Here is an 11576-nt window from a genome sequence, read left to right as displayed (position 1 = left end):
TGGTTTGATTCTCACGGCAATGGATGGCGATGCTCACAAGAGCATGCGTAATCTGCTGCAACCGGTATTCATGCCGGATACGGTTAATCGCTGGAAAGAAACCAGGATCGACCGGGTGATACGCGAGGAATACATCAAGCCAATGGTGCCCGCCAAGGGGGGCGACCTGATGGACTTCGCCCTGTATTTCCCGATCCGGGTGATTTACTCCCTGATCGGCTTTCCTGAAGATCGCCCTGAGCAAATCGAGCAATACGCCGCCTGGGCATTGGCAATTCTGGCCGGTCCGCAAGTCGACCCAGAGAAGGCCGCCGCCGCCCGTGGCGCTGCCATGGATGCCGCACAAGCGCTGTATGACGTGGTGAAAGTGGTAGTAGCCGAGCGTCGGGCTGCGGGCGCGTCGGGGGATGACTTGATCAGCCGGCTGATCGGCGTCGAGTACCAAGGGCGTTCCCTGGACGATCATGAGATCACCACCTTCGTGCGCTCACTGCTCCCGGCTGCCAGCGAAACCACGACCCGCACCTTCGGAACCTTGATGGCATTGCTTCTGCAAAATCCGGATGTGCTGGAACGGGTGCGCAATGATCGTAGTCTTGTAAACAAGGCCATCGATGAAGCGGTGCGTTTTGAGCCTGTGGCCACCTTCAAGGTGCGCCAGGCCGCCAAGGATCTGGAGATTCGTGGTGTGCCTATCCCCAAAGGGGCGATGGTGCAATGCATCGTTACCTCCGCCAACCGCGATGAGGATGCGTTCGAAAACGCCGATAAATTCGACATCGACCGCAAGCCAAAACCTTCGTTTGGCTTCGGCTTTGGCCCACACATGTGTATCGGTCAGTTCGTTGCCAAAACCGAGATCAATTGCGCACTGAATGCGATCCTCGACTTGATGCCCAATATCCGCCTCGACCCAGACAAGCCGGGGCCGCAGATCGTCGGTGCACAGCTGCGCGGTCCGCATTACCTGCATGTGTTGTGGGACTGAACGGCGTCCGTACCCCTCTCGTAAATCCTCTGGTTGAACCGCGACAGGCCTTGCGCCTGCCGCGGTTCAGCGCGCTCTACCTCAAGATTTTTCCCCTGTGTCGAATTAATATGAACACATTCAAAAAATGTGTTTAATTAAATTAAGATGTGCACTATGATTCAGGCACAACAACAAGCCCGAATGCGAAGGGGAAAACAATGAAAGTTGAAGATCTGATTCTCGTCAGTGTCGATGACCACGCGATCGAGCCGCCGAATGCGTTTGCTCGCCACATGCCTGCCCGTTTCAAGGGGCGTGAGCCTCATGTGGTCAAGAAAGGTGACCGTGATGTGTGGGTCTTCGAGGAGCAGGCTACTGGCTACATGGGCCTGAACTCTGTGGTCGGTCGACCTAAAGAGGAATACGGCATGGAGCCGTTGGGCTACGAGCAAATGCGCCGTGGCACCTGGAACATCAAGGACCGTGTCGACGACATGAACGCCAACGGCGTGCTCGGTTCATTGTGCTTTCCAACCTTCCCGGGCTTTGCCGGGCAACGCTTCCAGGTGCACGCTGATCGCGAAGTATCGATGGCCGCTATCCAAGCCTATAACGACTGGCATTTGCACGACTGGTGCAACGCTGCGCCAGGTCGTTTCATTCCGCTGATGATCGTGCCGTGGTGGGACATGAAAGCCGCCGCTGCCGAAGTAGTTCGTCTGGCTAAACAGGGCGTTCACGCACTGTCGCTGTCTGACAACCCGGCGATTCACGGTTACCCGTCCATCCATAGCGATTACTGGGATCCACTGTGGAAGGCCTGCAGCGATAACAAAGTAGTGATCTGCTGCCATATCGGTACCGGCGTCAAAGCCAACCACGCATCGGATATGTCGCCAATCGACGCCTGGATTACCTCCATGCCGATTTCCATCGCCAACTCCGCGGCTGACTGGATTTGGGCGCCGATGTGGAAGAAATTCCCGGACCTGCGCATGGCGCTTTCCGAAGGCGGCATCGGCTGGATTCCGTACCTGCTGGAACGTGCTGATTTCACGCACCGTCATCACAATGCGTGGACCAACTCCAACTTCGACGGGAAGATGCCAAGCGACATCTTCAACAAACACTTCATCACCTGCTTTATCGAAGACAACTTCGGCCTGAAGAACCTCGACTACTTGAACGCCGAGATGGTTACTTGGGAAAGCGATTACCCGCACTCCGACTGCACCTGGCCGAACTCGCCAGAAACAGCATGGGCTGGGTTGCAGCACCTGCCAAAAGAGATGATCGACAAGGTCACTCACTTGAACGCGATGCGTGAGTTCTCCTTCGATCCGTTCTCCATTCACGGTCGGGAAAATTGCACGGTCGGCGCGTTGCGGGCTCAGGCGACACACGTCAGCATCGAGCCTGCCCTGGGCCTGGGTGGTGCCGATCATGGTCGCCACGACAACAAGCCGGTCACCTCCGGCGACATCAATGCGATGTTCGCCCAGGCTGACGCGCAAACCGCATTGTAAGGTGCCGCTGCTCCTGCAGCCGTCGGCCAACGGCGGTTGCAGGAGTGGCTGCCGTTCTGTGGTCGCTTCGTTCGAAGCGATTACGCCTGTGTTCAGCGTTAGAGAGCGCATATGGCAATCAGTCAATTTACCTACAGCAATATTCCTCCCGAGGCGGAAGCGCTTCGCGCAGAAGTGCGGGCATTCATACACGACACGTTGGCCGATTACCCACCGACCTTGAGTGCCCAATCCTGGATGGGCTTCAGCGCTGAGTTCAGTAAAAAACTTGGCGCCAGGGGTTGGGTCGGCATGGCCTTGCCTAAGGCGTACGGCGGTGCAGAGGCGGGGCCGTTTGCCCGTTATGTGATTATTGAAGAATTGCTGGCGGCCGGTGCACCGGTATCGGCCCATTGGATCGCCGACCGGCAAAGCGGGCCGCTGATCAATCGTTTCGGTACCGAGGAGCAAAAGCAACATTACCTGCCGGCCATTTGCCGGGGTGAAAGCTACTTCTGCATCGGCATGAGCGAGCCCAATTCCGGCTCTGACCTGGCTTCGATCAAGAGCACTGCCGTCCGTGAGGGCGATAGCTGGCTACTCAATGGCCAGAAGGTCTGGACCACTAACGCCCATCATTCGCAGTACATGATTGCCCTGGTGCGTACCGGCGAAAAGCAGGCGGCCCGCCATGAGGGCATGTCGCAATTCATCGTCGATTTGAGCCTGCCCGGCATTACCATCCGGCCCATTCGCGACCTGGCCGGTGGCGAGCACTTCAACGAAGTGTTTTTTGACAATGTGCGGTTGCCCGCCGACGCGCTGATCGGCACGGAAGGAAAAGGTTGGGATCAGGTGACTGCCGAACTGGCCTTCGAGCGCAGCGGCCCTGAGCGTTTCCTCAGCTGCATGGCGTTGTTGAAAACACTGATTGATGCGGTGGGTAAGACACCCAACGCGTTACAAGCGCGAGAGATCGGGCGTCTTTCAGCCAAGCTGCTGACTCTGCGCAATATGTCATTGTCGGTCACGGCACAACTGGCAGCCGGTGAGCACCCAGCTTGGGCAGCCTCCTGCGTGAAAGACCTCGGCAATGCCTTTGAGCAGGAAATTCCCGAAGTTGCCCAGCTATTGCTGGAAACCGAGCCACGGCAAGACGGCGGCAGCGAACATGCGCGCGTGCTGGCTTACCTGACACAAATGGCCCCCTCATTCTCACTGCGTGGGGGCACCCGCGAAATTCTGCGCGGCATCATTGCCCGCGGCTTGGGGTTGCGATAATGCGCGAAATATTTGAAACGACCATTGAACGCCTGTTTGCCGATTTGGCGACACCGGCTTATGTGATGGGGTGTGAAGGCGGCGAATGGCCGGCCGAGTTATGGTCCGCGCTGGACGAGTCGGGTTTTACCTTGGCGGGTGTCAGCGAAGCGCTGGGCGGTGCCGAAGCCAGTTGGGCTGATATGTATGTGCTGGTCCGTGCGGCCGGGCGCTTTTCAGTTCCTGCACCGTTGGGTGAGGCCCTGTTTGCCAATTGGCTGCTGAGCAAGGCCGGGCTGGAGGGGCGGACGGGCGCCTTGAGCATGGCCGCTCACGCCGATCTTAAGCTTGAGGGTGAGCGCGTCTATGGCACCGTCTATTCGGTGCCTTGGGGGCGCAATGTTGAAGCGATCGTAGCGATTGCCAATAGCGCAACCGGTACTCCGCATGTGGTGTTGCTTGCGCGCAGTGCTGCCAGTGAACTCACGTTGAGTCTGAATGTGGCGGGAGAACCGCGCGATGACCTGGGTTTTACCAGCGCACAGGTGCTGGCGCACGCGCCACTGCCCGAAGGGTTTGACGCCAATGTCCTGGAGATGGGTGGCGCGATGCTGCGCTCGGCCCAGACCGCCGGGGCATTGCACGCTTTGTTGGACATGACCGCCAACTATGCCGGTGAGCGCAAGCAGTTCGGTAAGGCCATCGGTTCCTTCCAGGCCATTCAACAGCAACTGGCGGTATTCGCTGAACAAGCCGCCGCCGCCGGGATTGCCGCCGAGGCGGCCTTCGTAGAATCCCGTTGTGGACTCGCCGCGTTAACCATTGCTGCCGCAAAAATCAGCACGGCAGAAGCGGCCAGTGTTGGCGCCGGCTTTGCCCATTCGGTGCACGGTGCCATTGGCTTTACCGAGGAATATCCCCTGCATTTGCACACCCGCCGGTTGTGGGCGTGGCGCAGTGAATTCGGTTCGGCCAGCCTTTGGAGCCAACGTCTTGGCGTCCGGGTTTGCCAGAGTGGCAGCGAGGGGTATTGGCCGTTACTGACTGGTCATGGCCAACAATCATTAACCCGTCTTGCGAGTAATCCGGCATGAGCCAGTTTCTTCAGATTGAGCGCGAGGGCGGTATCGTCACTGTGCGCATGAACCATCCCGACACCCGCAATGCCCTGACTACACCTGAGCAGATTCAGGAGTTTGTCGACCTCTGCGCGCAACTGCGTCGCGACACCTCGGTGCGGGTCATGGTGCTCACTGGCAACGGCAGCGCGTTCTGTGCCGGCGGCAACGTCAAGGATATGCACGAGCGCGGTGGCATCTTCGCCGGCTCGCCTTATGAACTGCGCAATACCTACCGTGATGGCATTCAGCGTATTCCCTTGGCGATCTATGAGCTGGATATTCCAGTAATCGCCGCGGTAAACGGCCCGGCGATTGGTGCGGGTCTCGATCTGGCGTGCATGTGCGATATCCGTCTGGCGGCGCCCAAGGCGATCTTCGCCGAGAGTTTCGTGCGTCTGGGCATTGTTCCGGGTGACGGCGGCGCCTGGCTATTACCGCGCATCATCGGCATCCCGAAAGCCAGCCTGATGGCGTTCACCGGTGACGCTATCGATGCGACCAAAGCGCTGGAATGGGGTCTGGTCGAGCAAGTCTGCACCCACGAAACCCTGCAGTCGGAAGCGCAAGCCTTGGCGCGACGGATCGCCAGCAACCCGGGCCATGCGTTGCGCCTGTGCAAGCGCCTGCTGCGCGAAGGCCAACATATGCGACTCGACTCGCTACTGGAGTTGTCTGCTGCGTACCAGGCGCTGGCGCATCACACCGAGGACCATCAGGAAGCGGTGGCTGCGTTTGTCGACAAGCGCGACCCGCAATACCAGGACCGCTGATTACTCATTGCCAACAACAAGAATCGATCTGGAGTAAGCAAGATGCGTGGCGTATTTCGTGAAGACCACAACATGTTCCGTGATCAGGCCCGCCGTTTCGTCGACCGCGAAATCGTGCCCTACCTGCATGAGTGGGAAAAAAACGGCATCGTTCCCAAGGAAGTCTGGCTCAAGGCTGGTGAGAACGGATTGTTATGCTCCACGGTGCCCGAAGAATACGGCGGCCCGGGAGGCGACTTCGGTCACTCGGCGGTGATGATCGAAGAACTGGCGCGAGCCAACGCGACCGCCGTGGGTTTCACCACTCACTCGGAAATCGTCACCCCTTACATCGTTGCCTACGGTACCGAAGAGCAGAAGCAGCAATGGCTGCCACGCATGGTCAGCGGCGAACTGATTGGCGTGATCGCGATGAGCGAGCCGGGTATTGGCAGCGACCTGCGAGCCATGCGCACTTCGGCACGGCGTGACGGTGATGACTACATCGTCAACGGCCAGAAAACCTTCATCACCAACGGCGGCAATGCGGGTCTGGTGGTCACTGCCACCAAGATGGATCCTGCGGCCAAAGAGCTGACCTTGATCTGCGTGGAAGAAAGCCGTGCTGGCTTCGCCAAGGGACGTTTGCTGGAAAAGATCGGCCTGAAAGGGCAGGACACCGCCGAGCTGTTTTTTGATGAGGTGCGGGTGCCGGTTGGTAATCGCTTGGGCGAGGAGGGGATGGGGTTCAAATACCTGACTCACCAATTGGCCTGGGAACGCTTGATTATTGCTATCCGTGCCGCTCAATCGATCGACACGCTGCTGGAAGAAACCATCGGTTACACCCGAGAGCGCAAAGTCTTTGGCAAACCGGTTCTCGACTTCCAGAACACCCGTTTCAAGCTGGCTGAAGCCAAGGCTCAGGCCACCATGTTGCGGGTGTTTGTCGACGACTGCCTGGCCAAGGTCATGCGCGGCGAGTTGACACCGGAAATCGCTGCAATGGCCAAGCTGCTGGGTTCGGAGATGCAGGGCAAACTGCTCGACGAGTTCCTGCAACTGCATGGCGGCTACGGCTTCATGAGCGAATACAAAATCAGCCGCGCCTGGGTCGACGCCCGAGTTGCCCGCATCTATGGCGGCACCTCGGAGATCATGAAAGAAATCATCGGCCGTACCCTTTGAAGTACAACTGCACGAGGCAGACAGATGAGTAACGACCTTTACGATATTTCGCTGACGCAGATCGATGGCAGCGCCAGCCGCCTTGGCGACTATCGGGGCAAAGTCCTGCTGGTGGTCAACGTTGCTTCAAAATGTGGCCTGACCCCGCAATACGAAGGGTTGGAAAAACTCTACCAAAGCAAAAAGTCCCACGGGCTGGAAGTGCTGGGTTTCCCTGCCAACAATTTCAGGGAGCAGGAACCGGGTAGCGACGCGGATATCGTTGAGTTCTGTTCCGTGAACTATGACGTTCATTTTCCGTTGTTCTCGAAAATCTCGGTGGTCGGCGCCGACCAGCATCCTCTCTATGCCGAACTGACGACCACACAGCCGGAGTCAACGGGTGAAGGTCCTTTCCGGGAACGTCTGAAGGGTTATGGCATTGAGTCTGCCAACACAACGGATGTGCTCTGGAACTTCGAGAAGTTTTTGATCGATCGTCACGGCAAGGTTGTCGCTCGTTTCGCTCCGGACGTTGCCGCTGATGATCCTCGGTTGCTTGAGGTTATCGAAGCGCAATTAGCTAAAGAGGCCTGAAGCGGTGCTGACAGTCGATACGGTTGGCGCGCTTCGTGCGCTCGTGGCTCGCGCACGCGGCGAAAACAAGAAAGTCGCGCTGGTGCCGACCATGGGCAACTTGCATGACGGTCATATCGCCCTGATTCAATGCGCAAAGCAGCGAGCTGACTTCGTCGTTGCCAGCATCTTTGTCAACCCGCTCCAGTTCGGGGCGAATGAGGATCTGGCCAACTATCCTCGCACGCCCAACGCGGATCGAGAGAGGTTGGTCAACGCCGGCTGTGATGCGCTGTTTGCCCCGGGTGTGGAACAGATCTATCCCGATGGAATGGTCAATCAAACCATTGTCAGTGTGCCAAAAGTGTCTGAAGGTCTTTGCGGCGCCGCACGCCCCGGACACTTTGATGGCATGGCAACGGTCGTCATTAAACTGCTGAACATTGTTCAGCCGGACGTGGCGGTTTTCGGGGAAAAAGATTATCAGCAGCTGGCCGTCATTCGTTCGATGGTCAGGGATCTCAATGTGCTGACTGACATTGTCGCGGCCCCCACGATCCGCGCCACGGATGGGTTGGCGTTATCGTCGCGCAACGGCTATTTGAGTGAGCAGGAGCGCACGGTAGCCCCTCTCCTTTACGCGTGCCTGAAGCAAATGGCTGCGTCGATTCAGGATGAGAAACAGGTGGGTGAGCGCCACGTAAATGAGTGTCGCCAGCGCATAGCCGCTGCCGGTTTTCAGTTGGAATACTTCGAAGTCCGCAATGCGCAGAATTTAAAACCTGCGACGAGCAACGATATTCATCTTGTGATTTTGGTGGCGGCGCGCATCGGTAAAACCCGTCTGATTGACAATCTGACGGTGGACATTCGCCAGGGTGAGTAAATCAAACATCACGGACCGCCAGCCACAATGGCTGACTCTGCCCATCGCCACATCAGAAAGATCACCAGAGGAAATTCAATGAGCCTTTATCGAGCCTTCGCTGGGCTTTGCCTGTGCTTGTTCTCCCTTGTCGGGCTCGCGCAGCAAACGCCGGTGGATGCCTATGGCGCCGAAACCCAGCGTGCCAATGCCTTGCTCGCAAAAGCCGTCGCTGAATACAAAGCCAAGGGCGACACCGCCTTGGCCGAATTCAGCCGGCAGGGGGCGTATGTCGATGGTGAGTCGTACATCTATGTGGTCGATACCTCCGGTGTGATGCTTGCCAGCGGCGGCCCTTCAGCTTCACTGATCGGAAAACCGGTGTTCAGCGTCCTGGACGATGACCTCAAAGCGGTATTCCAGCAAATCATTACGCAGCCAGAGGACGGCCTTGTGCGTAGCGCCGAATACCGCTGGTGGAACTGGCAACACGCCAAGGTCGAGCGTAAACGTGTGTTCTATCAGCGTGTTCAGGATCGGGTGATCTCCGTGGGTTATTACATGCCGCGGTCCAGCCCCGAACAGGCACAACAGCTGCTGCGCCAGATTTCCGGGCAAGTGGCCACCGACGCGAAAACCACCCTCGGGCTCATTAATCAGCACGATAAACAGCTCACTCAGGATGACCTCTACGCCTTTGTGGTGGACTTGAAAACCAAACGATTTGTAGCTCACGGCTTTACGCCACGGCTGATCGGCACCGACTTCAAGTCATTGCTCTCAACTGATGGAAAGCCGATTGGCGAGGACATTCTCAAGCAGATGAAGGCCCATGAAACCGGGGAAATCGCTTACCTGTGGCGCAACCCCATTACCGGGCAGAACGAATACAAAAGGACCTTTCTGCAGCGAGTGAACGGGTACGTCGTCGCCGTGGGCTGCTACGCAATCAAGTAAACAAGACCGGGAGAACCGGCACCCACAGTAAGGAGCGTACGCATGACTGATTTGGTATTGCTGCATGGCGGCAACCATGGTTCGTGGTGTTGGGGGCCTTTTGTGGAGGCGCTCAACCAGCAACCCGGATGCTTCGAGCGCGTGATCACGCTGGATATGCCTGGATGCGGCACAAAGCGCGGCCGTGATGTTGTGTCCCTGCGGCTCGACGATGTGGTCACGGAACTCAATGAGGACCTGCGAGCACTCGGCGTGAACCAGGCGGTTTTGCTTGGGCACTCCATCGCGGGGGCCTTGCTGCCGCTGATGGTGTTGGGCGCTCCACAACTGTATTCGCGTTTGGTGTACCTGGCTTGCGCATTGCCCAGTGAAGGGCAATCGATTCTGGAGCTGCTCGGCACCCAGTTGCATGGCAAAAGCCCGGAGCATGTCGGCTGGCCGCTGGACCCGGTGCAATCAACCCCTCAAGCGCTGGCCGTGGCCATGTTTGGTCAGGATCTGAGTGAGCAAACCCTGGCGTGGTTGTTAAGCGAAGTGAACCAGGACACGACGCCACCCTGCGTGGCAACAGACTCCATCAGCCGCGCGGGGTACCCGGGAACGATTCCGGCCAGTTACATCATCACCCTGCGTGACAACATCCTGTCCGTCGACTGGCAGCGCCGTTTTGCGCAGCGTGCCGATGCGGGCTTGATCATCGAAATAGATACTGCGCACGAGCCATTCGTATCGCACCCGCAGTTGCTCGCGGATGTCGTACGGGGCATAGAGCGGCATGAGTGATGGACGATATCGGTGTTTTAAGCCGTAGCAACGACAAGGCAATCCGCAGCCATTGGTTGATCCTCTCCATCATCATCTTCAACTTCATCTCGTATGTATGCAGCGGCTTGCCGCTTGCGGTGTTGCCGGGCTATGTCCTCAATGACCTGGGTCTGACTTCGGTTGTCGCGGGCGTGATGATCAGCTCACAGTACCTGGCGACACTCCTGGCGCGCCCCTTGGCCGGTGGCGTGGCTGATCGCCTGGGTGCCAAATACGCGGTTGTGTGTGGGTTAAGTGGCTTGATGTTGAGCGGCACCCTGACGACGCTCGCCATTGTCTTGCATGCCCAGCCCTGGTTGACCCTGACGTTGTTGCTGTTGGGGCGATTGGTGCTGGGCGCGTCCACAGCCATGATTTCTACACCTTGCTGCACTTGGGCCATCGGGTTGTGTGGCGCCCCTCGGGCAGCACAAGTCATGTCATGGAATGGCATAGCGGCTTACGGCGGTACGGCAGTCGGCGCGCCATTAGGCGTATTGCTGCGCAATTCGTTGGGTATTGCCAGTGTGGGGATATGCACCGTTTTGCTGGGCTTGATGTTCCTGTTTTTGGCTCTGGGCAAGCGCCCGGCACCCTTGATTGCCGGAACCCGGCTGGCATTTTATCGAGTTCTGTTCGCGGTCATGCCCAATGGTCTGGTTCTGGTGTGCAGTTCGGTAGGGTTTGGCGGATTGACGGCATTCGTCGCTCTGTACTTCGACAGTCTGGGTTGGGACCACGCCGCCTACTGTCTGAGTGGTTTCGGAGTTGGTTTTATCGTTGCCCGATTGTCGTCCCCGGGAATACTGCAGCGATTCAGAGGATACAAAGTGGTGGGCGGCTGCCTGCTGGTACAGACTTTGGGAATGTTGTTGATATGGCTTGCGCCATCTCCGGCACTGGCCATTGCTGGTGGTGCGTTGACCGGGATCGGGGTGTCATGGGTCTATCCGGGGCTTGGGATGGAGACGTTGGCAAGCACGCCAGCCGCTAACCGTAATTCGGCGCTGAGTGCCCTTTCATTATTTTTTGATATAGCAGTGGGGATGGCCGGCCCGGTGATGGGGCTGATTGCTTCCGGTTTTGGTTTTGCTGCGATATTTTTGTGTGCTGCACTAATGTCGATAGCCGGGTTTGTGACGGTGCTCTGTTTATGTCGGCGAGCGGGCCGCATTTGCAACTGATACCGGCTGGTTTCTCGTTCAAAATTGACTGAGCAAAATCCAGTAGCTGGTGAAAAGTCATGCCGGTTTGCGTTTTGGGCAGGGTCCATGCGACACATGCGAGCGACGCTCAGTACCCATTTTAAAATCTAAAGACTCCATTTTATTTTCTAATGACCACTGAAGGGTAGGTAGGCAGTAATTGCAATAGGCTGTGTAAACCAAAAGTATGTAGTGACATCTATGGAAACCTTCCGGTGTATCGAATGCTTTGTACGCAGTGCCGGGGCCAGTAGCTTCGCCAATACCGCTTGATGCTTGAACGATACTAATTGCGGGGGCAGAGTGCTTGCCCAGTGATCCGCATCGACGCCATTCGGCGCGCCGGTAGCTGCCGAGCTACAAGCTAATGAAGCTCGTACAAGCCTGTAAAATCCTA

General features: G+C 57.5%; 11 protein-coding genes. All 11 read left to right on the top strand.

From position 1 onward, the window contains the following. Positions 1–988 (top strand): cytochrome P450 (locus tag PMI22_RS22810; protein ID WP_007943815.1); only part of this gene is annotated, 988 nt, incomplete at its 5' end. 200 nt (positions 989–1188) lie between these two features. Next, on the top strand, positions 1189–2496 hold the full coding sequence (locus PMI22_RS22815; RefSeq protein WP_007943812.1) for an amidohydrolase family protein: 1308 nt from the start codon (positions 1189–1191) through the stop codon (positions 2494–2496). Positions 2497–2607: 111 nt separating this feature from the next. Then, positions 2608–3756 (top strand): acyl-CoA dehydrogenase family protein, encoded by a 1149-nt coding sequence (locus PMI22_RS22820; RefSeq protein WP_007943811.1) that lies wholly within the window; start codon positions 2608–2610, stop codon positions 3754–3756. Continuing rightward, positions 3756–4829 carry an acyl-CoA dehydrogenase family protein gene (locus PMI22_RS22825; protein WP_007943810.1) on the top strand — a complete coding sequence of 358 codons (1074 nt, stop codon included), beginning with the start codon at positions 3756–3758 and terminating at the stop codon, positions 4827–4829. Before PMI22_RS22820 ends, PMI22_RS22825 begins: the two co-directional genes overlap by 1 nt. Beyond that, positions 4826–5626: a crotonase/enoyl-CoA hydratase family protein gene (locus PMI22_RS22830; protein WP_007943809.1), complete on the top strand. Its 801-nt coding sequence runs from the start codon at positions 4826–4828 to the stop codon at positions 5624–5626. Before PMI22_RS22825 ends, PMI22_RS22830 begins: the two co-directional genes overlap by 4 nt. 42 nt (positions 5627–5668) lie before the next feature. After that, positions 5669–6793, top strand: a complete 1125-nt coding sequence (locus PMI22_RS22835) for an acyl-CoA dehydrogenase family protein (RefSeq protein ID WP_007943808.1) — start codon at positions 5669–5671, stop codon at positions 6791–6793. A 24-nt stretch (positions 6794–6817) separates the two neighbouring features. Continuing rightward, a complete protein-coding gene (locus tag PMI22_RS22840; RefSeq protein ID WP_007943807.1) occupies positions 6818–7369 on the top strand; it encodes a glutathione peroxidase in 552 nt (183 codons plus the stop codon). 4 nt (positions 7370–7373) lie between these two features. Then, entirely contained in the window at positions 7374–8234 is an 861-nt protein-coding gene (gene panC, locus PMI22_RS22845; RefSeq protein WP_007943806.1) for a pantoate--beta-alanine ligase, read from the top strand. Positions 8235–8312: 78 nt separating this feature from the next. After that, positions 8313–9170, top strand: a complete 858-nt coding sequence (locus tag PMI22_RS22850; protein WP_007943805.1) for a cache domain-containing protein — start codon at positions 8313–8315, stop codon at positions 9168–9170. A gap of 42 nt (positions 9171–9212) precedes the next feature. After that, the gene (locus PMI22_RS22855) at positions 9213–9953 is read left to right on the top strand and encodes an alpha/beta fold hydrolase (RefSeq protein ID WP_007943804.1); all 741 of its coding nucleotides are present in this window, start codon (positions 9213–9215) and stop codon (positions 9951–9953) included. Further along, positions 9953–11158, top strand: coding sequence for an MFS transporter (locus tag PMI22_RS22860; RefSeq protein WP_007943803.1), 1206 nt, complete (start codon positions 9953–9955; stop codon positions 11156–11158). Before PMI22_RS22855 ends, PMI22_RS22860 begins: the two co-directional genes overlap by 1 nt. The last annotated feature ends 418 nt before the right edge of the window (positions 11159–11576 follow it).

Origin of the sequence: Pseudomonas sp. GM21, from assembly GCF_000282215.1 — a bacterium.
Classification (GTDB): Bacteria; Pseudomonadota; Gammaproteobacteria; order Pseudomonadales; family Pseudomonadaceae; genus Aquipseudomonas.
This window is presented reverse-complemented; position numbering and strand designations above follow the sequence as displayed.